General features: G+C 67.6%; 17 protein-coding genes and 2 pseudogenes. 11 read left to right on the forward strand and 8 right to left on the reverse strand.

The window, feature by feature from the left end:
* Nucleotides 1-154 precede the first annotated feature (154 nt).
* Complete coding sequence (locus AC3A3X_RS03200; RefSeq protein WP_487581598.1) at nucleotides 155-469, forward strand: NAD(P) transhydrogenase subunit alpha part 2; 315 nt, start codon at nucleotides 155-157, stop codon at nucleotides 467-469.
* Nucleotides 466-1,872 carry an NAD(P)(+) transhydrogenase (Re/Si-specific) subunit beta gene (locus AC3A3X_RS03205; protein ID WP_487581599.1) on the forward strand — a complete coding sequence of 469 codons (1,407 nt, stop codon included), beginning with the start codon at nucleotides 466-468 and terminating at the stop codon, nucleotides 1,870-1,872. Before AC3A3X_RS03200 ends, AC3A3X_RS03205 begins: the two co-directional genes overlap by 4 nt.
* 484 nt (nucleotides 1,873-2,356) lie before the next feature.
* Here the strand turns inward: AC3A3X_RS03205 and AC3A3X_RS03210 are convergent, their stop codons facing one another.
* The 6 genes from AC3A3X_RS03210 to AC3A3X_RS03235 all read right to left on the reverse strand — a co-directional run bounded on the left by AC3A3X_RS03210 (nucleotide 2,357) and on the right by AC3A3X_RS03235 (nucleotide 6,694).
* Nucleotides 2,357-2,833 carry a hypothetical protein gene (locus AC3A3X_RS03210; protein ID WP_487581600.1) on the reverse strand — a complete coding sequence of 159 codons (477 nt, stop codon included), beginning with the start codon at nucleotides 2,831-2,833 and terminating at the stop codon, nucleotides 2,357-2,359.
* Nucleotides 2,834-2,925: 92 nt separating this feature from the next.
* Nucleotides 2,926-3,459 (reverse strand): hypothetical protein, encoded by a 534-nt coding sequence (locus AC3A3X_RS03215; protein WP_487581601.1) that lies wholly within the window; start codon nucleotides 3,457-3,459, stop codon nucleotides 2,926-2,928.
* Complete coding sequence (locus AC3A3X_RS03220) at nucleotides 3,447-4,379, reverse strand: helix-turn-helix transcriptional regulator (RefSeq protein WP_487581602.1); 933 nt, start codon at nucleotides 4,377-4,379, stop codon at nucleotides 3,447-3,449. The genes AC3A3X_RS03215 and AC3A3X_RS03220 overlap by 13 nt, the downstream gene beginning before the upstream one ends.
* Before the next feature lie 106 nt (nucleotides 4,380-4,485).
* The gene (locus tag AC3A3X_RS03225) at nucleotides 4,486-4,830 is read right to left on the reverse strand and encodes a hypothetical protein (protein WP_487581603.1); all 345 of its coding nucleotides are present in this window, start codon (nucleotides 4,828-4,830) and stop codon (nucleotides 4,486-4,488) included.
* Between the two features lie 13 nt (nucleotides 4,831-4,843).
* Nucleotides 4,844-5,566 carry an RNA polymerase sigma factor gene (locus AC3A3X_RS03230; protein WP_487581604.1) on the reverse strand — a complete coding sequence of 241 codons (723 nt, stop codon included), beginning with the start codon at nucleotides 5,564-5,566 and terminating at the stop codon, nucleotides 4,844-4,846.
* Between the two features lie 102 nt (nucleotides 5,567-5,668).
* The gene (locus AC3A3X_RS03235) at nucleotides 5,669-6,694 is read right to left on the reverse strand and encodes an AraC family transcriptional regulator (protein WP_487581605.1); all 1,026 of its coding nucleotides are present in this window, start codon (nucleotides 6,692-6,694) and stop codon (nucleotides 5,669-5,671) included.
* Between the two features lie 272 nt (nucleotides 6,695-6,966).
* On the opposite strand from AC3A3X_RS03235, the gene AC3A3X_RS03240 reads away from it, so the two are divergent.
* The 5 genes from AC3A3X_RS03240 (at nucleotide 6,967) to AC3A3X_RS03260 (ending at nucleotide 16,859) form a co-directional block, all read left to right on the forward strand.
* Nucleotides 6,967-7,920: a helix-turn-helix transcriptional regulator gene (locus AC3A3X_RS03240; RefSeq protein WP_487581606.1), complete on the forward strand. Its 954-nt coding sequence runs from the start codon at nucleotides 6,967-6,969 to the stop codon at nucleotides 7,918-7,920.
* Between the two features lie 239 nt (nucleotides 7,921-8,159).
* Nucleotides 8,160-9,110, forward strand: coding sequence for a helix-turn-helix domain-containing protein (locus AC3A3X_RS03245; protein WP_487581607.1), 951 nt, complete (start codon nucleotides 8,160-8,162; stop codon nucleotides 9,108-9,110).
* Between the two features lie 175 nt (nucleotides 9,111-9,285).
* Nucleotides 9,286-12,264: a YadA-like family protein gene (locus AC3A3X_RS03250; protein ID WP_487581608.1), complete on the forward strand. Its 2,979-nt coding sequence runs from the start codon at nucleotides 9,286-9,288 to the stop codon at nucleotides 12,262-12,264.
* 82 nt (nucleotides 12,265-12,346) lie between these two features.
* Nucleotides 12,347-14,125, forward strand: a complete 1,779-nt coding sequence (locus AC3A3X_RS03255; protein WP_487581609.1) for a S8 family peptidase — start codon at nucleotides 12,347-12,349, stop codon at nucleotides 14,123-14,125.
* Nucleotides 14,126-14,354: 229 nt separating this feature from the next.
* Nucleotides 14,355-16,859 carry a mechanosensitive ion channel family protein gene (locus AC3A3X_RS03260; protein WP_487581610.1) on the forward strand — a complete coding sequence of 835 codons (2,505 nt, stop codon included), beginning with the start codon at nucleotides 14,355-14,357 and terminating at the stop codon, nucleotides 16,857-16,859.
* Nucleotides 16,860-16,886: 27 nt separating this feature from the next.
* On the opposite strand, the gene AC3A3X_RS03265 is transcribed toward AC3A3X_RS03260, so the two are convergent.
* Nucleotides 16,887-17,405 carry a hypothetical protein gene (locus tag AC3A3X_RS03265; RefSeq protein WP_487581611.1) on the reverse strand — a complete coding sequence of 173 codons (519 nt, stop codon included), beginning with the start codon at nucleotides 17,403-17,405 and terminating at the stop codon, nucleotides 16,887-16,889.
* A gap of 119 nt (nucleotides 17,406-17,524) precedes the next feature.
* Between AC3A3X_RS03265 and pdxR the strand changes: the two genes are divergently transcribed.
* Nucleotides 17,525-18,961 carry a MocR-like pyridoxine biosynthesis transcription factor PdxR gene (gene pdxR, locus AC3A3X_RS03270; protein ID WP_487581612.1) on the forward strand — a complete coding sequence of 479 codons (1,437 nt, stop codon included), beginning with the start codon at nucleotides 17,525-17,527 and terminating at the stop codon, nucleotides 18,959-18,961.
* A gap of 22 nt (nucleotides 18,962-18,983) precedes the next feature.
* Here pdxR and AC3A3X_RS03275 read toward each other — a convergent pair whose 3' ends face one another.
* The gene (locus tag AC3A3X_RS03275) at nucleotides 18,984-19,403 is read right to left on the reverse strand and encodes a hypothetical protein (RefSeq protein ID WP_487581613.1); all 420 of its coding nucleotides are present in this window, start codon (nucleotides 19,401-19,403) and stop codon (nucleotides 18,984-18,986) included.
* A gap of 127 nt (nucleotides 19,404-19,530) precedes the next feature.
* On the opposite strand from AC3A3X_RS03275, the gene sufT reads away from it, so the two are divergent.
* The 3 genes and pseudogenes from sufT to AC3A3X_RS03290 all read left to right on the forward strand — a co-directional run.
* Nucleotides 19,531-20,088, forward strand: a complete 558-nt coding sequence (gene sufT / locus AC3A3X_RS03280; protein WP_487581614.1) for a putative Fe-S cluster assembly protein SufT — start codon at nucleotides 19,531-19,533, stop codon at nucleotides 20,086-20,088.
* 738 nt (nucleotides 20,089-20,826) lie between these two features.
* Nucleotides 20,827-22,539 (forward strand): annotated as a pseudogene (locus tag AC3A3X_RS03285) (S8 family peptidase); the annotation flags it as partial.
* A 129-nt stretch (nucleotides 22,540-22,668) separates the two neighbouring features.
* Nucleotides 22,669-22,899: pseudogene (locus AC3A3X_RS03290) on the forward strand (proprotein convertase P-domain-containing protein); the annotation flags it as partial.
* Between the last annotated feature and the right edge of the window lie 235 nt (nucleotides 22,900-23,134).

Below are 23,134 nucleotides of genomic sequence, written 5' to 3' on the forward strand. Positions count from 1 at the left end.
AGCGGTCCCTCCCGATCTGGCGGACCGTCTTGGCCCGTCCTTCGGGGGAGACAACGCCTGCCGGCGGCTCCGGTTGACAGCCGCCGGTGGACGGCGCTGGCGCCGCGTTCATCCACGGTTATGATGCGGGAGACATCGGGATGGGGTAGGGATGATGGGCGACGGTTTGGTAGCGCTGTACATCTTCATGCTGGCGGCCATCGCCGGCCACGTGATCATCTCGCGGGTGCCGGTGATCCTGCACACGCCGTTGATGTCCGGGTCCAACTTCATCCACGGCATCGTCCTGATCGGCGCCATGGTCGTGCTCGGCCATGCCGATACAACGCTGGAAAAGGTCATTGGCTTTATCGCCGTGCTGCTGGGCGCCGGCAATGCCGCCGGTGGCTACGTCGTCACCGAGCGCATGCTGGAAATGTTCAAGGCCAGCCGCAAGCCCGGCTCCGCCCAGAGCGGAGGCAAGGCATGAGCGGCGCCATGCAGACCACGTTCGCCTGGATCGCCGCCGCCAGTTATTTCGTCGCCGCCACATTGTTCCTGCTGGGCCTGCAGCGCATGGCCTCGCCGGTCTCTGCGCGCAGCGGCATCCGCTGGGCCGGCCTGGGCATGGTCATCGCCACGGTGGCGACGTTCCTGCTGCCGGGCCTGCACAACCTGGCGCTGATCGTGCTGGCGCTCGGCATCGGCACGAGCCTGGCGTGGGTATCGGGCAAGAAGGTCGCCATCACCGACATGCCGCAGATGGTCGCGCTCTACAACGGCATGGGCGGCGGTTCGGCGGCGGCGATCGGTGCGGTCGAGTTGTTGCGGTTCTCCGGCGAAGGCCGGGCACCGTCGATGACGTCGCTGGTGCTGGCCGTGCTCGGCGCGGCGATTGGTGCCGTGTCGTTGTCGGGTTCGGTGATTGCCTGGGCCAAGCTCGATGGTCGGCTCGATAAGCGGGTGGTGTTCCCGGGGCAGCAGTTGTTCAACCTGGCCGTGTTCGTGGCGATGATCGTCATGGGCGGCATCGCCATTCATACGCTGAGCACCTCGGCAATCATCGCCTTCTTCGTGCTGGCGCTGTCGCTGGGCGTGCTGATGACGCTGCCGATCGGTGGCGCCGACATGCCGGTGGTGATCTCGCTGTACAACGCGCTGACCGGTCTGGCGGTGGCGTTTGAAGGTTACGTACTCGGCAACGAGGCGCTGATCATCGCCGGCACCATGGTCGGTGCGGCCGGTACGCTGTTGACGCAGTTGATGGCCAAGGCGATGAACCGGCCGATCCACGGGGTGCTGTTCTCCAACTTCGGTGGCGGCGGGCAGGCGCAAGAGATCAGCGGGTCGCAGAAGCCGATCGAGGCCGGCGATGTCGCGGCGATGATGGCCTATGCCGAGCGCGTGGTGATCGTGCCCGGTTACGGCATGGCGGTGGCGCAGGCGCAGCACAAGATCTGGGAGCTCAGCCAGAAGTTGATGGAGCGCGGGGTCAAGGTGAAGTTCGCGATCCATCCGGTGGCCGGGCGGATGCCGGGCCACATGAACGTGCTGCTGGCCGAGGCCGGCGTGCCGTACGATCTGATCGCCGACATGGACGATATCAATCCGGAGTTCGCCAATACGGATGTGTCGTTGGTGATCGGTGCGAACGACGTGGTCAATCCTGTGGCCAAGACCGATCCGGCCTCGCCGATCTACGGCATGCCGATCCTGGACGTGACCAACTCGAAGAACACGATCGTCATCAAGCGCGGCAAGGGGACGGGGTTCGCCGGCATCGAGAATGCGCTGTTCTATCAGGACAACACGCGCATGCTCTATGGCGATGGTGCGGAGATGGCCAGTGCGCTGGTCAGCGAGTTGAAAGCACTGGACGGCGGCGGGCACTAAGCCCTTCTCCCGCTTGCGGGGTGCGAGTTGGGTGAGGGCAAACGGGCCGCTGATGCGGTCCGTTTTCTTTTGCATGCAGCTTTCGTCTGCGGCACGGCGTCGTCCGCCGGGTCGGGGATTGCTCCGCCCCTTAGTCGGACATCCTGTCCGAATGCGGGGCGCGGGACATCCATGTCCCGCTGCTGCGCAATCCCCGACCCGGCGGACGACGCTTCGGTGCTTTGTTGCACGGTCTTCGGTGGCCCTCACCCCAACCCCTCTCCCGTAAACGGGAGAGGGGCTAAAGAAGCCCGTCATCCCCGCGAAGGCGGGGACCCAGCGACGTTGCATTGCTCGTCATTCCCGCGAAGGCGAGAACTCATGGACGTTGCTCCTCCGTGGTGCGTCGAGGGCACGACATCACCCCGTATCTCCTCAACACCAAAAAAGCCCCCTCCCGTGCAGGGAGAGGGTTGGGGGGAGGGAAGGCCCTTTGCCGGGCGGATCACTCCTGGAAGCAGATCTCGCCGTTGATGAAGGTGTCGATCATGCCTTGGCCATCCTTCAGGCCACTGACGAAGAAATAGCCGGCGGCTCCTGCGAATTCGCCGGTACCGGCGACGATCTTCTGGTACGCCGTGACCACACCCGCTGCCGGGCCTGACGTGGTGACGCCGGTCTCGCGCATGGTCAGCGTGCCTTTCTCGAGGCGGTACTCGAACGGGCCGCTATAGGAAATGAAACCGGGCGACGTTGCCGGGCCGGCGGCACCGCTGTCGCCGTTGAAGTGGGTGACGCCGCGCAGGCCGTGATTGCCGTCGACTTCGCCAAGGAAGCACGTGGCCAGGCCGGGATTGCAGCCTTGCGTGGACGACACTTCGACGAGGTCGGCGTGGATCTTCTTGCACTTGTTGCCGTGCGCGTAAGCCGGTGCGGTGGCCAGGGTGAGCAGGACTAGCAGGCCGGTAGCGATGGGGTTCATTGCAGTCTCCGTTGCGTAGGGTCGGGGCCGGGGCGCGTCCGGTCTCCGCTGACGCCAGCCTCAGTGCGCGCCGGGCGTAAAGCGATGCGGGATCAGCCGGGGCGTTCGAGCATCGTCGCCATGGGCGGCGATCCCCATGCGCCCAGCCAGGCGCGCCGCGCGAACCAGGCGCAGGGCCAGCCGACCAGGACGATGTGGGCGACGACACTGGATGCGATCCATAGCGGCAGCGGCGCGCCACTGCGCGGCGCAGCGGATAGGGGCACGACCACGAAACTCATCAGCGCGAACAGGGCCAGTCCGTACAGCGCGCCGTAACGCCATGGGCGTTGCAGCAGCGCGGTGGCATCGCGCGCGGCCATCGCGTAGACGCTCGCCATTGCGATGGCCATCAGGTAGTGCAGGCACAGGCCAAGCATCGCGCTCGCGCTGCCGCCGCTGAAGCTGTCCTTGCCGAGTACGCCGGCGGCCACGCTCTGCAGGACCCGCTGCGGAGCAACGCCGCGCAGCGCCCAGAAGCCGGTGGCGAAAAGGATGTCGAGCGTACCGATGCACAGGCCGCCCAGCAGCATCCAGGTCAGCGCACGCCGCACAGATGGTTCGATGGTGTTGCTCAGGCCGCGCATGGCGTCGCCTCGGCGGCAGTGTCGTGAGTCGAGGGGGCATGTGCATGGTTGCGGCGCGCCTGCGTCGCCGTCATGCCGAAGGTGTGCTTGAACGCGCGACAGAAAGCGCTCTGGCTCTCGAACCCGAGCGCCTGCGTGATCTCGCCGACCGGCATCGCCGTTTCGAGTACCAGTCGCCAGGCGCGCGCGCTGCGCAGCCGTGCCAGGTACTCCGATGGCGTTTCGCCGAATACTTCGCGGTGGATGCGGATCAGGTGGCCGGACGAGTAGTGGGCGCGATCGGCCAGCCAGGCCAGGTCGATCGCCGCTTCCGATTCGTCATCGGCCTCGACATGACAGCGCACCAGGTGGCGCACGTGCAGCAGGCGCAGCAGGGTCTGGCGCCGGTGGGACTTGTTGCGACCGCGACAGCGTGGCAGGCGCGCGGCGATGGCCTGTTGCTGATCGCCCAGCAGCGTCGCCAGTGCTTCGTCGGCGGGGGACTGTCCGTCGCGCAGCCCGCATGCGAGGTGCAGCAGTTGCCGGCGCAGCAGACGCGGTGCGGTGTGCTGCCAGGGAAGCTGTTCGTGCAGCGCCTTGGCGTTGCCGAAGTGACGCACCCAGGCGGCGGGATGGCCGGTCAGGCACAGCCACAGCGAATCGTGCATGGCCTGCGCCGAAAGTGGTCCCCCGCACCACAGCTGGGCCTGCCCATTGCGAAGCTGCCACTGGCAATCGCTGCCCTGCAATTGCAGGCCACCTCGCAACGGCAGCAGCAGCGAGATCCAGTCACGCGGCAAGCGCAGGGCGTCGTCGCTGGCTGCGGTCAGTTGGAGCCATTGCTCGTCGCCCGCGATCGGCAACGGCGCCGAAGCGGAAAGTGCGTGATAGCGCAGGGCCATGACGGTCTCGCTGGTGCGGCGCGCTCGGTCGCGCGCCAATGGCACCACGCTATCGATCTGGAACAGCAGTTTGGAGAGCCACTCGGCGCCGGATCAACGGAGCCAATTTGCAGGGCCAGTGAACTGGCGAGGCGGCGCCGATGCCTTACAGCCCTATCACTGCGCTGAGCAGCACCAGGAAGCCGGTAACGGCCACGCCGGCATGCACGAACACGACCGCCTTGGGGGCGACCCTGCCGCGCAGGTGGATCGAGGCGAGATAGAAACCACCGAGCGCTGCCAGGCCCAGTATCGCCAACGCCGCGGTCGCCAGTGCCGGCGCGCCGCCTTGCCCGACGCCCATGATCACCAGCACCAGTCCGGTGGCACCCAGCAACGCGTGCATGACGGAGATCACCCAGGGTGCCAGTCGACCACGCAGCACATGAGCCGCCAGGAACAGGCCGCCCATGGCGGCGATCGCAAACACGATCAGGGCTGCTTTCAACATGGTCGGATCCTCTTCAGTCGGTGGAGGGGTGATCGGGCGCTCGCGCGCCCTCGAGCCTGGCCAGTACCGTTGCGGTCATCCGTTCGCAGCGCGATCCCAGGAAGGGGAACGCGTCCGACAGGGTGGCCGCCAGGGTGTCGTTCAATGCGGCGCGCAACAGACGCCGGGCGCGATGCAGGCGCGTCTTCACGGTTTCGGTGCGCAGCGCAAGGCTGCTCGCGGTCTCTTCGACCGAGCAGCCTTCGATGTCGCGCAGGATGAAGACGACGCGGAACGGTTCGGGCAGATCGTCCACAGCATGCTCGAGCAGGCGACGTACCTGGTCGCGCGACGCAGCCGCAGCGGGATCCTCGCTGCCGAACCTGGAAGGAAATGGCACGACACGGGCTCCGGCGTTGTGCATGGTGTCGATCTGGTCGAGCTCCACGGTGTTGCGGCGTTGCCGCAGACGGCTGTGCGCGCCGTTGAGGACGATCCGGGTCAACCACGTGGTCAGGGAGGACTCGCCGCGAAACGTCGCGATGTGCTCGAAGGCGTGCAGGTACGCTTCCTGGACGACGTCCTCGGCTTCGGCATCGTTGCCCACCACGCTGCGGGCCATGCGGAACACGCGCTGGTTGCAGCGCTGCATGATCTGCCGGAAAGCGTCACGGTCGCCGCGCCGGACCAGCGCCGCCAGCTCGATGTCCGCCAGCGAACCATGGTCGATGGATTTCAGGGGACCGGCGGGTGCCATGGATGCTTCTCCTGATCGCGGGACGCTTTCAACTGCGCAGACGCGGCAGTGGGCGAAAAGTTCCCGGACACCCGCCGATGAGATGCCCAGGGAGCGCGCAGGTCAAGGCGCTTCGTCCAGCAGCGCTTGCCGCCTTGACTGGGGCGTCTGGCCGAACCAGCGTCGGCATGCCCGGTTGAACGAGCTCTGTTCGCCGAATCCGAGCAGGCCGGCAATCTGGGTCATCGGCATGGCCGGTTCGGCCAGGTAGCTCTGGGCGCGGTCGCGACGTACCGCGTCGAGCAATGCCGCGAAGGACAGTCCTTCGTCCGCGAGTTGCCGTTGCAGGGTGCGCGAGTGCATGGCCAATTGCTCGGCCACGCTGACCAGCGAGCAACGCCCGGTCGGAAGCAGGCGATCGATCGATGAAGTGGCATGTTCGCGCACGTTGCGCGGTTGCCGGTCGATCTCGCGGCTGACGAAGTCGACGAGGAACGCCCGCATCATCCGGTTGTGGCGATCGATGGGGCGGGCGATCTGGGCACGGGTCAGGACCAGGGCGTTGATCTCCTGGCCGAACAGCACCCGGGTCCCGAAGTACTTGCGGTAGTGCGCGAGCGGCAGGACGGGGTCGTGGCGGCACAGCACCGACTGGGCGTGGAAGGCACGATCATCCAGCAGCATCCCCACGACGTGATGCATCAGTCCGAGCGCGCGCTCGACCGCCTGCCGGCTCGGCCCCACCGGCCTGCCAAGCTCGAAGTGGTAGGTCAGCCGCGGCGCATCCGGCGCGGTCGTGCGGTCGAGTTCGAAGACGGTGCCGGCACTGTAGAAGCCGATGAAGCGGGCGAAATCGTCCAGCGCCGCGCCGACGTCGGGAGCGTTGCGCGCGATCAGCGCCACCGGGCCGACGATGTTCCAGTCCTGCTGCCGCGACAGGCGAAGGCCGAAATCCGGGCAGTCCAGTTCCCACGCCGTGCGTTCGAGCAGGTGCACCAGCGACAGCATCGGCACCATCGCGTAATGCACGTCGAGCAGGTCGGGCGCAATATTGAAGCGGCGCAGCAGCGCCTCGGGGTCACCGCCGAGTTCGCGAACGAGTTCGCGGTAGTGGGTCAGCGCGGTGATGCGGATCAGCGGTCCGGCCAAGGCGGGGAACCGACAGCAGTTGCGACAGCGAGGCAGATACGCATCCGCCGATGATTGTCGCGTGATGGCAAGCCGATGGCGTGTGAGGACAAGTCGGCGCTGCCCCGGGCCTGCGCTAATCAGCGCTGGCGAGCCCGTGGCTCGAAGATGCAGTCAGTCCGCGTGGCGGCCCTGGGGGGCGCTGCCGCGGCAGTTCCATGGCAGAAGGCGACCAGAAACCCGAAGCAGATCGCAGTCACGGTGCAGCCCCGGGGCGATCCCGTCGTGGGGCCGTGGTCGGTGCGGCACACGCGCGCGGCGATGGCGCCAGGAGCTTCACGCTCGAGCAGTGGCGCCAGGTCTCCCGCGAGCGCTACAACTGGGATCTGCAGCTGCAATCCGATCCACCGGGGGCGCATCGATTCGTCGGCGAATACAGCGCCTGGGGCGACGGCGACACGCGCTTTCTGCACAGCCGCGCGATGGCTGCACGCGTGCGGCCGTTCAACTCGGCGCAAGGGCGCATCCGCCTGGTTTTCCTGTTGTCCGGACAGGCGCGGATCCGCGCCCATGCCGGGCAAGGGCAGGCCGAGGTGGGCCAGGGCGATCTGTTCGTGCTCGACACCAGCGTGGTCAAGGACGCCGAATGGACGGCGCATTCCGACCTGTGCCTGCAGCTGCCAGGGCATGACGCACTGCCACTGCCGGAAGGTGGAGCCTGCCGATCCGGACGGGCGGTGATCCCGATCGACGATCCGGTCCTGTCGAACGTGCTCAAGGCGCAGCTGCGACTGTTGGCCGCACGCGGCGGTGAGCTGCCAGAACACGCGCGCACGCGGATGCTGTCGACCATGGTCGACCTGACGGTCATGGCACTGCGCGCACCGGCCGTCCTCGCCGGCCAATCCGGGAGCGGCCAGGACATCCTGCTGGCAAAGGCACAGCTGTACCTGCAGACGCATTTCCGCCGCCACGACCTGTCGGTCGATGAGGTCGCCGCGGCGGTGGGTTGCTCGCGCACATCGCTTTACCGTCTGTTCTCCGCGCATTCGCTGACAGTGCTTGGCTACCTGCGCGAGACCCGGCTGCAGCGTTGTCGTGCCGCGCTGGCCGCATCGCCGGCGCAGGCGAACATCGGCCAGATCGCCTTCCAGCACGGCTTCGTCGACCTGCACGCCTTCACGCGTCTGTTCAAGCGCCGATTCGGGATGACCCCGGGACAGGCGAGGGCGTTGGAAGGTCACTGACGTTTGTCCGTCCATGCCGGCGGAACGCATGGCCAAGGGAAAAAACCCCATGGAAGGTCCGCCGCCGTGAGCGGACTCTTCAGGTGCCCGGGCCACTGGCCCGCCACCTGAAAGTGCTGGAACTCGCGCGGCGCCGTGCAGGCACGACGCCGCGCCTGGTACGTCTTATGGAACGAGAGAGACCAGGGCCGGGGATCCGATGGAGCGGCCCGACCGTGCACCGTGCACTTGCCTCGCCGATGGGAGTCGGCGATGGCCGTTCCGGCACGTCGTCGCCGGTCTCCCTGGAGGAATGGCGCGCCGTTGCGCGCGAGCGCTACAACTGGGAGCTGCAAACAGTTGCCAGCAAGCTGGCTCCGCATCAGTTCGTCTGTGAATACAGCACCATGGGCGAAGGCGATGTCCGCTTCCTCCACAGCCGGGCGATGGCGGCCGTCGTCCGGCCGTTCGATGCGACGCAAGCCCGGTTACGCCTGGTGTTCCTGCTGTCCGGCCGGGCGCGCATCACTGCACACGGGGGCGACACCACGCTGGAGGTAGGGCAAGGCGATCTGTTCGCCCTCGACACCGGCGCGGTGAAGCAGATCGAATGGAGTGCCCATAGCGACCTGTGCCTTCAGTTGCCCCAGCACTGCAGGCTGTCGCTTCCGGGCCTGGCCATCCAGGCGCGAACCCGCGCCGTGATGCCGATCCATGACGCGGTGATCGCCAAGCCGCTCAAGGCGATGCTGCGGCTGCTCGCCGCACGTGGCGGCGATCTTGACGCGGCTGCCCGCGAACGCGCCCTGCTGTCGCTGGTGGACATGACCATGCTGGGGCTGTTGACGCCAAGTGGCGCCGTCCACCCGCCTCGCGACGGCCGCGACCTCCTCCTGGCCAAAGCCCAGCGCTATCTGCAGCAGCATTTTCGTCGCACGGACCTGTCGGTGGACGAAGTGGCCGCGGCAGTGGCTTGTTCGCGGACCACGCTGTATCGGCTGTTCGCCGCGCGATCGCTCACCGTCATGGGTTACCTGCGAGAGATTCGCCTGCTTCACTGCCGCGACGCCCTGGCAACGGCTTCCGCGCAAGCCAACATCGCCCAGATTGCATACCGGCATGGATTCATCGACCTGCACGCCTTCACGCGTCTGTTCAAGCGGCGCTTCGGAATGCCCCCGGGGCAGGCCAGGGCATCGCAATCGGGTTGATCGCCTGTTCAGCCGTGCACTTGGTACGCGCTGCCAAACGTTGGGACCGGCGGTCAAATCCACGCCAATTTCCGCTGCATAGGCTGAAAGCATGCGTTCTGGGGGACCCGCGACGCATGCCCAACACACCATGCAACCGAACCGGCGCGGCCAAGTCCCGTCGATGGAGATCTCCATGAAGCTGCTTTCCGCTGCCAGCCGCCCGCGTCCTGCGCGCCTGGCGCACGCCATCGTCCTTGCGCTGGGCCTGGTGCCCGCCATTGCAGGCGCGCAATCGTTCTGCGTCGACGCCTCGGGCAATCCGGTCGGCTCGGCGACCGACCCCGCATCGGTAGCTTGCGGCGTGAACGCGCTTGCCTCCGGCACACGCTCGACCGCCATCGGCACCGACGCCCAGGCCAGCGGCGACGAAGCCACCGCGGTCGGAACGCAGGCCAGCGCCAGTGGCGCGTCCGACACCGCGCTGGGCACGCTGAGCTACGCCTCGGGCAATGCGAGCACGGCCAGCGGTGCCTATGCGATGGCCGATGCCGACAACGCTGCGGCGTTCGGTGCCTATAGTTGGGCCGACGGAGTGAACAGCACGGCCTTGGGCACCGGCACGTTCGCGCTGGGCGACAACAGCACCGCCGCCGGATTCAACGCCGCTGCCGCCGGCAACAACGCCAGCGCCTATGGCTACGGCGCCACTGCCGAAGGCACCGACAGCGCCGCGATCGGTACCGGCAGCAGTGCTGCCAGTGCGTCCAGCAGCGCCTTCGGTGCTGGCAGCAACGCCGTTGGCGCGTCCAGCAGCGCGTTTGGTTCGGGCAGTACCGCTCAGGGTGCGTCCAGCAGCGCCTTCGGCACCGGCAGCAATGCCACCGCCCTGGGTTCACTCGCGCTCGGTGGCGGCAACAGCAGCGCCGATTACGCAGCGGCCGTAGGCACGGGCTCAACGGCATCCGGGCTGAACGCGATCGCGCTGGGCAGGGAGGCCGAGGCGGTCATGGAGAACGCGACCGCCATTGGGCCCGGTGCCCAGGCCTATTCCACCTACGGCATCGCGATCGGCACATCGGCGCGCACCGATGGCTACCTGGCACTTCATGCCAATACCAACATAGTCAAGAGTTTCACCAAGGTCGACTCCTACGCACCGGTGGCGATCGGCTATTGGTCGACGGCCACCGGCAATGCCTCGATCGCCCTTGGTGCCAACTCCTACGCATACAGTGACAACTCCATCGCGATCGGTAGCTGGGCCGGCTACCACAGCAACGGCCACCTGGTGCCAGGGGTTGGCGACAAGTCCATCGCCATCGGTTACAACACGCTCGGACCGGGCAGCAACAACGTGGTAATGGGGGCCAATGCCTCCACTGGCTACCTGCCTTTCTGGCAGGCGCCGGCGACCATCAAGGACGAGTACCTGTTCACCGCCAACGGCACCGCCGTCGGCGCTTCGGCCATCTCGTCGGAGAAGGCTTCTGCTTACGGCAATGCCTCCTACGCCGGTGGCCTGCAGAGCGTCGCGCTCGGTACCAAGGCCTCGGTGGTGGACCTGGCGCCGGTGCTCAAGCCGGGCAGCGGTGGCGACTCGACCCAGCCCGGCTACCGTCCGGACTCGTTCGATTTCAGCACGCTCAAGGCCGGCAACTCGGTCGCGCTGGGCTTCAATGCGCAGGTGCTCTACGCCGCCAACGCGATGGCGCTGGGGCCGAACGCGCGCATCGCCGGCACCACGACCGGCAGCGGAAGCGACAACTCGATCGCGCTGGGCAGCAACAGCCAGGTCGCCGCAGCCACGCCCAATGCCCTGGCCTTGGGTGCGGCAGCCAATGCCACGTTTGCCAACTCGGTCGCGCTCGGCGCCGGTTCCCGCACCACCGTCGGCGCACTGAGCAATTACGTCGACGGCAGCGGTCGCCTGGGCGGACAGAACTCGGTCGGTGAAGTATCGGTTGGCAGTGCCAGCGGCGCGCGCCAGGTCACCAATGTCGCCGCCGGCAAGAACGGCACCGACGCGGTCAACGTCAACCAGCTCAATGCCGCCACGACGGAACTGGGACAGGGCCTGGCCAATGTGGGCACGCGTGTCGATGGCCTCGCCCAGGGACTGGTCGATGCCGGCTCGCGCATCGATGGTGTGCAGGACCGTGTCGACCAGATCGCCCAGGGCGTGAGCGATGCGGGAGTTCGCGTCGATGCGGTTGAACAGGGCCTGGCCGACACCAACGGGCGGGTCGACGGTGTCGAGCAGGGGTTGTCCAATACCAATGCCCGCATCGACGACGTCGACGGCCGCCTTGGGAGCGTCGAGAACGACATCGACAGCCTGCGCGGTGCGACCGGGCAGATCGACATGATCTCGGTCGACGGCAACGGCGACGGCAGCGACAAGGCCTCCGCCGCCGCCGGCAGCAAGGCCGTGGCGATGGGCTCGGCAGCCAGCGCCAACGGCGCCAATGGCATTGCGATCGGCAACAGTGCGTTCGCCGCAGGCCCGAACGACACAGCGCTCGGCGGCAACGCCCGCGTCGAGGCCGACGGCAGCACTGCAATCGGCGCCAACGCGACGATCGCGGCAGCGGCGACCAATGCCGTGGCAGTTGGCGAAAGCGCGTCGGTGCAGGCTGCCAGCGGGACGGCACTGGGCCAGGGTGCGACTGTGGATGCGGCAGCGACCGGTGCGGTAGCCATCGGCCAGGGTTCGCTCGCCGATCGCGCCAACACGGTCTCGGTCGGAACCGCCGGCGGCGAACGCCAGGTCGTGAACGTTGCAGCCGGCACCGCCGACACCGACGCCGCCAACGTCGCGCAGGTACGCAGCCAGGCCACGCAGACGCTCAGCCAGGCCAATGCCTACACCGATTCGCGTTTCCAGGCACTGGATGACTGGCAGGACACGGTCAACAGCCGCTTCATCAAGCAGGATGAGCGCATCCAGCGCGTGGGCGCGATGAGCGCGGCCATGGCGCAGATGTCGGCGAACACCTCGGGCCTGTCCGGCGCCAATCGCGTGGGCGTGGGCGTGGGCACCTACGGCAGCGAAGCGGCGATTTCCGTCGGCTACCAGCGTGCGTTCAACAACAACCGCGCCAGCGTTTCCGCCGGTGCCGCCTTCACCAGCGACGACTCCAGCGTCGGCGCGGGCGCTGGCTTCAGCTGGTAACCACCACAGCTGGCAACTACCGCGGCCGCCGCGATGCGGCGCCCGTCTCGTGTCCGACTTCCAACACTTCCGGAACCTCACCATGCAGCGCAAGACTCTCTCGGTGGCGCTTGCCGCCATCCTCGTAGCCGGTGCGACCGGTACCGCTCTCTCAGCCGCCGCCGGCAAGCCTGCGGTCGTGCGCACCGACACCGGTGCGATGGCTGGCAACAGTGCCGGTTACGACCGTTTCATCGTCAAATACCGCGACGGTAGCGCGCCCCAGGCCGATGCCGCGCAACTCACGCGTGCCCTCGACGCCGTGGCGTCCCGTGCCGTCGCCGCGCGTGCCGGCATTGCCGCCGCGCGTGCACGACACCTTCGCCGCCTCGCCGGCAGCGGCGCTCATCTGGTGCGGATGTCGCGCCGACTCGATCGCGTCGAGGCCGAGACTTTGATGCGTTCGATTGCCGCCGATCCGGCGGTCGAGTACGTCGTGCCCGACCGGCTGCGTCAGGCCACCGCGGCGCCGAACGATCCGAACTTCGCCACGCACCAGTGGCACTTCAATCACCCGGTCGGCGGCGCCGGTGTGCAGGCGGCCTGGGACGCCAACGCCACTGGCGCGGGCGTGGTGGTCGCCGTGCTGGACACCGGCGTCACCGAGCATCCCGACCTGGCCGGTAACCTGCTGCCCGGTTACGACTTCATCTTCGATCACGAAGTGTCGGGCCGCGACAGCGACGGCCGCGTTGCCGGCGGCGCCGACACCGGCGACTGGATCGCCGCCAACCAGTGCTACAACGGCAGCCCGAAGCGCGACAGCTCGTGGCATGGCAGCCATGTCAGCGGCACGATTGCCGAAGTCACCGGCAACGGCATCGGCATGGCCGGCGTCGCCCGCGACGCCAAGATCGTGCCGGTGCGCGTGCTCGGCCACTGCGGCGGCTACGACTCCGACATCAACGACGCGATAGTGTGGGCCTCCGGCGGCCACGTCGACGACGTGCCGGACAATCCGTATCCGGCCGAAGTGATCAACATGAGCCTGGGCGGCAGCGGCACCTGCGATGCACCGACGCAGGCGGCGATCGACAGCGCGGTCTCGCGCGGAACCACGATCGTGGTCGCCGCCGGCAACGACAACGGCGACGTGTCCTCGCACACGCCTGCCAACTGCCAGAACGTCATCACCGTCGGCTCATCGGGCATCAGTGGTCGTCGCGCCAGCTATTCCAACTACGGCGCGCGCGTCGATATCGCCGCCCCGGGTGGTGGCATCAACGACGGCGCCACCCAGATCGAAGGCTACATCTGGTCGACGGTGAACATGGGGACGACCGTCCCCACCGTCGCCGGCTACGGCGGCATGGTCGGCACGTCGATGGCGGCGCCGCACGTCGCCGGTGTCGCGGCGATCGTGCAGAGTGCGCTGGCCACGCCGAAGACGCCGGCCGAGCTTGCGGCGCTGCTCAAGCAGACCGCCAGGCCGTTCCCGGTCACGCCGGACCGCCCGCTGGGTGCGGGCATCGTCGATGCCGGTGCCGCGGTGGTGGTGGCCAGGACCGGCGGCCAGCCGCTGTCCAACGGCATCGCCAAGACCGGCCTGCGCGGCAACGCCAACGACGGCTATGTGTACGTGTTCCCTGCGGCCGCGGGAACGGCCCGCCTCAACGTCACCACCTACGGCGGCACCGGCCAGGTCAAGCTGCTGGTGAAGAACGGCAGCGAGCCGACCACGACTACCTACGACGCAATCTCGCAGCGCCCGGGCAACAACCAGACCATCACCATCAACGCTCCCGCCGCCGGCGCGTACTTCGTGAAGGTGCTGGGCGTGAGCAGCTTCACGGGCGTTTCGGTGAAGGCATCGACGATGTGAGTGTCGCCGGCTGCGGCCAGTTCCTCGCGACTGGCCGCAGCGTTCGGTCCTGGCAAACGCGAAGGCCGTTGCGTTCGAATCGCCGTGACGGTGACGTGAACGTGCGACGTGCCAGGCCATGATGCGTTGACGATCCCGCGCCACTGGGGTTTGCTCTGCCGCAGTATCCGCGTTGCAGCTGCCCCAAAGGGTGCAAGGCAGCGGACCGGTCAGACGGCCTGGAGCCACGATGTCGCGCATTTCCGCCCTGCTTGCCTGCGTCCTGTGCCTGTCGGGCATGCTCGTCATTCCCGCTGCCGGCGCGCAGACCGCACCTGCGCTGGTCGAGGCCAAGGACAAGGGACCCACGGCGATCCCGGTCGCCGACATTCCCAACCGCGCCGACGATGACGAGCGTTTCGCCCAGGACGTGATCCTGAGGGCGTCGACGTCGGACCTGACCCGGGAGTTGTCTCCGCGCCTGGCGGCGATCGAGCGCTCGGTGAACGAGAAGGCCAAGCTCTTCGTCTCCAAGGACATGCGCACCCTTCCGGTGATGCGCCTGGAAAGCCTGGACCGGCACTGGAAGTTCGATGCCCGCCAATACGCGCGCTGGCAGTCCGACCTGCGCCAGGCCAGCGCGCCCTCAGGCGAGGATGCCGCCGAACTCGCACGCCGCCGCGCCGACTGGGATGCAACCAAGGTCGCCGCGCAGGCCGGCAGCCTCGCCACCGCGCTCGACAACCGCATCGAATCGGTGGTCGCCAAACTCAAGCAGGCCGAGCAGGCGCTGTCGGCGCCACTGGAAAAGCAGATCGCGCTGGGCCGCCGCGGCAACTCGGTGGAGGCGCGGATCCAGGCCGGCCAGAAGGCCGTCAACCAGGCCATCGATTTCATCGACAGCCGCCTGATACGCCTGGATGCACCGCCGCTGTGGGCGGCGCAAAGCACGCAGGGCGACGGCGAATCGGCACTGGATTCGATCCGCACCGGCCTGGAGATCGAAAGCCGTTTCGTCAGCCAGTACAGCGCGGCCGACCTGGGCAACCAGCGCGCATTGCACTGGTTGCAGATCCTGTTGCTGCCGGTGCTGGTGTGGCTGAGTTTCCGCACGCGCAAGCAGGCGCCAACCGGTCTGGAAAGCGAAGCCTCCAACCGCGTCCTGCGCCGGCCGATATCGTCATGGCTCCTGCTGTCGATGATGGGCGTGCTGGTGTTCGAACCCGATGCGCCGCTGCTGGCGCACCAGTTCGCGATGCTGGTGGCGCTGGTGCCGGTGCTGCGTTTGCTGCCGCCCGACAGCAAGCGTCTGCTCGGAGTCTGGCCTTTCGTCGCCACCGGCCTGTACCTGCTCGAGCGCCTGGGCTTCGTATTCCTCGCCAGCGAGCTGATGTACCGCTGGTACTACCTTGGCCTGACACTGCTGGCGATGGCACTGATGCTGTGGCTGCTGTGGCGCTCGCGCAAACCGCTATCCGCGGACGATCCGGCGGCGCGGATCAGCCGGATCATCCACGCGATCGCCTGGGGCGCCACGCTGCTGCTTGCGGCTTCGGCCGTGTCGAACTTCGTCGGCAACGTCTCGCTGGCGGAGATGCTGACCGCCGGCGTGGTCGACAGCGGCTACCTCGGCCTGGTGCTGTATGCCGGCATCAACGTGTTCAACACGCTGCTGCAACTGATGATCGCGCGCCGCAGCGCCTCGCGCTTCCGTCTCGCCAGGGAGCACGCCGCGCCGATCCTGCAGGGCTTCAACAAGCTGCTGAGGATCGCCGCGGTGCTGGGCTGGATTGCCTTCGCGATGAGCCGCTTCCGCATCTTCCGGCCGGTGTACGCGGTGGTCGAGTCGGTGCTGACGTACGCGGTCAAGTTCGGCGAGATATCCATCAGTCTCGGCCACATCCTGGTGTTCGCGATCTCGGTGTTCATCGCCTTCTGGACCGCCCGCATCGTCCGTTTCGTTCTGCAGGAACAGGTCCTGTCGAAGATGTCGCTGCCGCGCGGCGTCGGCAACTCGGTGGCTTCGCTGAGCTACTACGCGCTGCTGCTGATCGGCCTGGTGGTGGCGCTGGCCGCTGCCGGCTTCAAGGTCGGGCAACTGGCGTTCCTGTTCGGCGCGCTCGGCGTCGGCATCGGCTTCGGCCTGCAGAACGTGGTCAACAACTTCGTCTCCGGCCTGATCCTGATGTTCGAGCGGCCGATCCAGCCCGGCGACGTGGTCGAGATCACCGGCACCACCGGTCGCGTGCGCGAAATCGGCATGCGCGCCACCACCATCAAGACCTTCGACGGCGCCGACGTGGTGGTGCCCAACGGCACACTGCTGTCGGAGAAACTGACCAACTGGACCCTGCTCGACATGAGCCGGCGCATCGACATCGACCTTGGGGTGGGCTACGACTCGGAGCCTTCGCAGGTCATCGCGCTGCTGATGAAGGTCACCACCGAAACGCCGCACGTGGCCAGGTCGCCGGTGCCGGTGGTGCTGTTTACCGGGCTGGGCGCGAGTTCGCTCAACTTCGCCATTCGCGCCTGGACCTACGACTTCGACAACTGGACCGGCATCCGCAGCGAGCTGATGACGCGGGTGCATGCGGCACTGCGCGACGCCGGCATCGAGATGCCGTTCCCGCAATCGGACGTGCACCTGCGCAGCGTGTCGAAGGAGGTGGGTGCGCTCATGTCACCGACGGCGGGCCGGCCGGGCCCGGTGGTCGGCGGGGGCGCAGCAGAGGGCGAACCGCCACCGCAATAGCGGTGGCTGGATCACATGGCTCTTGGATCAGCCGGCGCTGTGCCACCTGCGCGCGAACAACGCACAGGGAACGCCGACCAGCAGCATGTGCGCGAGCAGGCAGGCGATCGACCAGTCCAGCAGGAAGCGCCGCGGCGGCGCCGCCGAGAACATCGGCACGGCGATGACGTGGATCAGCACGTAGCACAGCGCGCCGTAGATCGCCCCGTTGCGCAGCGGATGCTCGAGCAGCCAGGGACGGCCGCGGCTGGCGACGTGGTAGATCGCCACGATCGCGGTCATCAGGTAGAAGTGCAGCGCCGCACCGAACAAGGCCGTCGCCGCGCCGCCGGCGAAGGCGGCATCGCGGCCGATCACCCACGCGGCGACCGATTGCGGAATGCGGATCGGGGAGGTGCCCAGCGGCGCCCACCAGATCATCGCGAACAGCAGGTCGAAGGCACCGACGGTCAGGCCGCCGATCAGGATCCAGGCCCAGGCGGCGGCGGGGCGCTCCCACGCGGCAGCGGTGGTGGCGGAGGCAGGGTCACGGGCGGGTGCTTTCATGGCGGAGGTCCATTCGCACGGGATTGGCCCTATGGAGCCGTGGCAAAGTGGCACTGGCAAGGTCCAATTCATCGGGCTTGAATGGGGCCAATCCGCCATGCCCCTCCAGGAGGCCGGCCATGCACCTGCAACTCGACGGACGCGGTCCGCTGCACGCGCAATTGACCCGCGCCCTCAAGAGCGCCGTCTTTGCCGGCCGGGTCAGCCAGGGTGCGCGTTTGCCGGCCACGCGGCAGCTGGCGCGTGAACTGGGCGTCTCGCGCAACACCGTGCTGGCCGCCTACGACCAGCTGCGCGCCGAGGGTTTCGTCGATGGACGCGTCGGATCCGGCAGTTACGTGACGCCGCCGGTGCAGTCGGCCAGGCCGATCCACGGCGTCGACGCGCCACTGCCGGCGCAGTCGCAGTTTGCCCGTCGTGCCCGTGTCATCCACGACCACCTGCGCATCCCGGGCCGCAGCATTCCCGGCATCCGCTATGCCTTCCAGTACGGCATGCCGCTGACCAATCCGGCATTGACCAGTGCCTGGGCGCGCGAGCTGGCGCACGCCGCGGCTTATACCTCGCCGACCTATCCGCCCTCGCAGGGACTGCTGGCACTGCGCGAGGCGGTCTGCGACTACCTGGGCCGGCGTCGCGGTGTGCAGGCCCAGCCCGAGGACGTGGTGATCGTCCACGGCACGCAGCAGGCCGTCGCACTTACCGCACGTGTGCTGCTCGATCCGGGCGACGAGGCCGTGCTCGAAGAGCCGCATTACTCGGCGATGCGCGAAGCGCTGCAGATCCACGGCGCCAACGTGCGCACCGTCGGCGTCGATGCACAGGGCCTGGTCTGCGACGACCTGCCGCTGCCGGCGCCGAAGCTGGTCTGCGTGACGCCGTCGCACCAGTTCCCCAGCGGTGCGGTGCTGTCGCTGCAGCGCCGCCTGGCGCTGATCGACTACGCGCGGCGCAACGACAGCTGGATCCTGGAGGACGATTACGACGGCGAGTTCCGCTACGACGCGCGGCCATTGGCGGCGTTGCGCTCGCTCGACGACAGCGCGCGGGTGATCTACGTCGGCACGTTCTCGAAGGTGATGTTCCCGTCCTTGCGCCTGGGCTATGCGGTGGTGCCGCCGGGCCTGCGCGGCGACTTCGTCAACGCCAAGTGGCAGGACGATTTCGGTTCGTGCGGCATCGAGCAGGCGGCGCTGGCGCGCTTCATGGGCGACGGGGGGTTCGAGCGGCACCTGCGCCGCACTTGGAAAACGCTGAAGGAGCGCCGCGCGGCACTGCTCAACGGGCTCAAGCGCTGCAGCCACGGACGGTTGCAGATCAACGACTCGCGTGCCGGCATGCACCTGGTGGTCTGGCTGAAGGGGCGCAATGCCGAGCAGGGCGATGCCTTCATCGCGCGCGCCCGCAGCCTGGGGCTGGGGCTGTATCCGATTCGTCCTTATTACCTCGACCCGCCCGACCGCGCCGGTCTGCTGCTGGGCTACGGTGCGTTGTCGGTGGCGGAGATCAACGAGGCGGTGGCGCTGTTCGAGACCTGCCTGGACGAGTCCACGTAGAGGATCTCAACGCGACACCATCTCAGCGCGACAGCAAGGCCGCGACGATCAGGCCGACGGTGATCCAGGCCAGGTCGGCCACGCCGTTGGCCAGTTGTACCAGGATCCAGGCGTGGTGGAGTCCCAGGCGCAAAGCCGACTCCCACGGCGGCAGGCCGAGCATGGCGCCGAGCTGGGTGGCGGTGATGAACCAGTTGGCGGCAATCACTATCGCGGCGGTGGCGAGCACCCCCGCCAGCAGCCGTCCAAAACCGGGGCGCCAGCCGCCCAAGCGCAGCATCAAGGCGATGTCCAGCGCGCCGAGCACGGCCATCCAGCCGTTCTGGCGGCCGGTGTACAGGCTCAGCAGGACCCACACCGCGGCAAACCCGCAGGCACCCAGCAGCAGAAGCAACCACGAAAACCACGAGGCGCGGCGGGCAGGCGGGGCGGGTGGGGTCATCGACTACTCGGGGGACGGTCAATGCAACAGCATAGCCGGGCCGCCAGGGGCGGTGCGCGTGCTCGGGGGCGTACACCGGTAGAATTGCCGGCCTTGTGCCACGCTCCGGCACCCCAATCTTTCCGGCATGTATTCCCGCAGCAGCGAACCCGTCCGTTTCGAGCGCGATTGCGCCGTTGTCATGGTCCCCCAGGGGGAACAGTTGACGTTGCCCGCGGGCAGCATCGGCTACATCACCCAGGGCCTTGGCGGCAGCTACACCGTGTTCGTCGAAGGCAATCTGTTCCGCGTCGCGGGACGGGACGCCGACGCCATCGGCAAGGAGCCGCCAGAGCCGTTGGAACTGCCCGAGGGCGCCGACGACGAGGCGGTCGAGCAGTTGGTGTGGCGCCAGTTGCGCACCTGCTTCGATCCGGAGATTCCGATCAACGTGGTCGATCTGGGGCTGGTCTACGAGGCCAGCATCCAGGCGCATCCGGAGCAGCCGGGCAAGCGTCGTGTCGAGGTGCGCATGACGCTCACCGCGCCGGCCTGCGGCATGGGCGACATCCTGGTGGCCGACGTGCGCGACAAGCTGGAGATGATCCCGACCGTGGCCGAGGCCGACGTCGACCTGGTCTTCGACCCGCCGTGGAACCGCAGCATGATGTCGGAAGCGGCGCGTCTCGAAACCGGGATGTTCTGATCGCATAGGCATTGGTGCAGGTGCAGGTGCAGGTGCAGGTGCAGGCTCAGGCGGCGGACGACGCTTCGGCATTTTGTTGCCCGGTCTTCGGCGGCCCTCACCCCAACCCCTCTCCCGCAAGCGGGAGAGGGGCTAAAGAAAACCGTCATCCCCGCGAAGGCGGGGACCCAGCGACGTTCTTCTCGCGCCTTGACGCCCCCTCCCAACCCCACCGTCATCCCCGCGAAGGCGGGGATCCATGGACGTTGGCTTTTCACCTCAGGCGCAGATCCCGATGCGGGCTCCCGATTCAGCTGAACAGGGGCGCTCAACGCTGAACGCGACGGGCTGCTTATTTCTCCAACTTTGCCGACCCTGTTCACTCGATAGGCGGTAGGGGGGGCGAGGTATTGCTGCGTTGAGCTGGTTTGAGAGCGGAGGGGGCTGCTCTCGACCTCGTTGCAGCCGTCTGGCGGGCGGGGTGCAAGGCCCGACAGCGCGTATTCCTCGCCGTACCCGCCAGACGGGGCTCCATGCCCCGGCACCGGAGATCGCGAAGCGCGCGTGCTGCGCGGGTGGCCGCAGTCCGCTGCGGTCGTGGTTGCAGGCATCAAACGGTCGCCACCTCGACGTGGCGAACCGCCGAACGTGCCCGGCCCCGGCGTGGTGATCCGCAGCGAGCTGCTCGCGGCGACGTGACCCGCATCGAAAGGCCGGACCCGACCATTACGAAGTTCATGACTTTGGGGGTTCCATCCGATGTCCGATCGTCAATCGCGTCGCATCCGCATGCACGCACTCTCCGTAGCAACCGTCCTGGCCATCTCCACCGGCTTCGCCGCACCCGCCCTGGCCCAGCAGGCCCGCGTCAACCTCTCCGGTCTGCAGGCCGACACCGGCAACGACCGCTTCATCGTCAAGTACAAGGACGGCAGTGCCGCCCAGACCAACGCCGCGACCATGCGCAGTGCGCTTGGCAACGCCGGCAATGCCGTGGGTCTGACCCACGTCCGCCGCATCGCCACCGGCGCCGAAGTAGTGCGCGCCGCGCGTAGGCTCGACCGCGTCGAGGCCGAGGCGCTGATGCGCCAGATCGCCGCCGACCCGAGCGTGGAGTACGTCGAAGTCGACAAGCTCAACAAGCCGCTGCTGACTCCCAACGACACGCGCTACAGCGAGCAGTGGGGCTATTCGGGGACCTACGGCATCAAGGCCAACCAGGCCTGGGACGTCACCAATGGCAGCGGCGCGGTGGTTGCGGTGCTCGACACCGGCATCACCAACCACAGCGATCTCAACGCCAACATCCTGCCCGGCTACGACTTCATCATCGACACGTCGGTATCGAACGACGGCAACGGTCGCGACAGCGATGCCAGCGATCCGGGCGACTGGGTCAGTGCCAACCAGTGCGGTGGCTCCCATGCCGCGCAGGGTTCCAGCTGGCACGGCACGCATGTCGCGGGCACGATCGCCGCGGTGACCAACAACGCCAAGGGCGTCGCCGGCGTCGCCTATGGCGCCAAGATCGTACCGGTGCGCGTGCTCGGCACCTGCGGCGGTTACGACTCCGACATCGCAGATGCGATCACCTGGGCTTCGGGCGGCACCGTCAGCGGCGTCCCGGCCAATGCCAATCCGGCCGAAGTCATCAACCTCAGCCTCGGTGGCAGTGGTGCCTGCGGCACCACCACCCAGACTGCCATCAACGGCGCGGTCGGTCGCGGCACCACGCTGGTCATCGCCGCCGGCAACGACAACACCAACGTCTCCAACGCTTCGCCGGCGAACTGCAACAACGTCATCGCGGTGGCTTCGATCACCAGCACCGGCGCACGTTCGAGCTTCTCCAACTACGGTTCGCTGATCGATATCGCCGCGCCGGGCTCGAACATCCTGTCCACGCTCAACAGTGGTGCCACCACGCCGGGCGCCGAAACCTACGCGTCCTACAACGGCACTTCGATGGCGACCCCGCACGTCGCCGGCGTAGTGGCGCTGATCCAGTCGGTGGCGACCACGCCGAAGACGCCGGCGCAGGTCGAAGCGCTGATCAAGGGCAACGTCACCGCGTTCCCGTCGACGCCGTCGCAGCCGATCGGCCCGGGCATCCTCAACGCCAAGGCCGTGGTCGACGCCACCAACGGCACCACGCCGCCGCCGACCACGACGCCGCTGACCAACGGTGTCGCCGTGACCGGTGTCAGCGGTGCCGCCGGCAGCGACAAGCTGTACTCGCTCGACGTGCCGGCCGGGGCCACGGGCCTGAAGTTCGTCACCAGCGGTGGCAGCGGCGATGCCGATCTGTACGTGAAGTTCGGCAGTGCGCCGACCACGACCTCGTACACCTGCAAGTCCGAAGGCAGCAGCAATGCCGAAACCTGCAACATCGCCACGGCGCAGACGGGCAAGTACTACGTGCTGGTTCGCGGCTATTCGGCGTACTCGGGCCTGTCGCTGACCGGCAGCTACAACACCGGCGGTGGCGGCACGCAGACCTACAGCAACACCGCCGACTACACGATCAGCGACAACGCCACCGTCGACAGTCCGATCACGGTGTCGGGCCGGACCGGCAACGCGCCGAGCAACGCCTCGGTGACGGTCGCCATCGTGCACACCTACCAGGGTGACCTGAAGGTGGACCTGGTTGCGCCGGATGGTTCGCTCTACAACATCCACAACCGCACCGGCGGCAGTGCCGACAACGTCAACAAGACGGTCACGCTGAATCTCTCCAGCGAGCCGCTCAATGGCACGTGGAAGCTGCGCGTCAACGACAACGCCGGTGGTGACGTGGGTTACATCAACAGCTGGAGCGTGACGTTCTGATTTGATCTGCCGTCAGTTGCGCACACGCGTAAGCGCCCCGGTTTTCGCCGGGGCGCTTTTTTTGGGTGACGGTTAGAGTTGCCTGTCGTCCCGAACGCAGTGAGGGGCCTGCTGTTGCGTATAGGGCTTGCGTCTGCGGAGCGGCGTCGTCCGCCGGTCCGGGGATTGCTCCGCCCCTTAGTCGGACATCCTGTCCGAATGCGGGGCGTGGGCCATCCATGGCCCACTGCTGCGC

This window comes from Lysobacter sp. Soil_N_23, assembly GCF_057656135.1.

Bases quoted from the DNA above. Each gene is read 5' to 3' on its own strand.
- AC3A3X_RS03200 (WP_487581598.1), top strand. From the start codon at position 155: ATGGGCGACGGTTTGGTAGCGCTGTACATCTTCATGCTGGCGGCCATC.
- AC3A3X_RS03205 (WP_487581599.1), top strand. From the start codon at position 466: ATGAGCGGCGCCATGCAGACCACGTTCGCCTGGATCGCCGCCGCCAGT.
- AC3A3X_RS03210 (WP_487581600.1), bottom strand. From the start codon at position 2,833: ATGAACCCCATCGCTACCGGCCTGCTAGTCCTGCTCACCCTGGCCACC.
- AC3A3X_RS03215 (WP_487581601.1), bottom strand. From the start codon at position 3,459: ATGCGCGGCCTGAGCAACACCATCGAACCATCTGTGCGGCGTGCGCTG.
- AC3A3X_RS03225 (WP_487581603.1), bottom strand. From the start codon at position 4,830: ATGTTGAAAGCAGCCCTGATCGTGTTTGCGATCGCCGCCATGGGCGGC.
- AC3A3X_RS03230 (WP_487581604.1), bottom strand. From the start codon at position 5,566: ATGGCACCCGCCGGTCCCCTGAAATCCATCGACCATGGTTCGCTGGCG.
- AC3A3X_RS03245 (WP_487581607.1), top strand. From the start codon at position 8,160: ATGGGAGTCGGCGATGGCCGTTCCGGCACGTCGTCGCCGGTCTCCCTG.
- AC3A3X_RS03250 (WP_487581608.1), top strand. From the start codon at position 9,286: ATGAAGCTGCTTTCCGCTGCCAGCCGCCCGCGTCCTGCGCGCCTGGCG.
- AC3A3X_RS03255 (WP_487581609.1), top strand. From the start codon at position 12,347: ATGCAGCGCAAGACTCTCTCGGTGGCGCTTGCCGCCATCCTCGTAGCC.
- AC3A3X_RS03260 (WP_487581610.1), top strand. From the start codon at position 14,355: ATGTCGCGCATTTCCGCCCTGCTTGCCTGCGTCCTGTGCCTGTCGGGC.
- AC3A3X_RS03265 (WP_487581611.1), bottom strand. From the start codon at position 17,405: ATGAAAGCACCCGCCCGTGACCCTGCCTCCGCCACCACCGCTGCCGCG.
- pdxR (WP_487581612.1), top strand. From the start codon at position 17,525: ATGCACCTGCAACTCGACGGACGCGGTCCGCTGCACGCGCAATTGACC.
- AC3A3X_RS03275 (WP_487581613.1), bottom strand. From the start codon at position 19,403: ATGACCCCACCCGCCCCGCCTGCCCGCCGCGCCTCGTGGTTTTCGTGG.
- sufT (WP_487581614.1), top strand. From the start codon at position 19,531: ATGTATTCCCGCAGCAGCGAACCCGTCCGTTTCGAGCGCGATTGCGCC.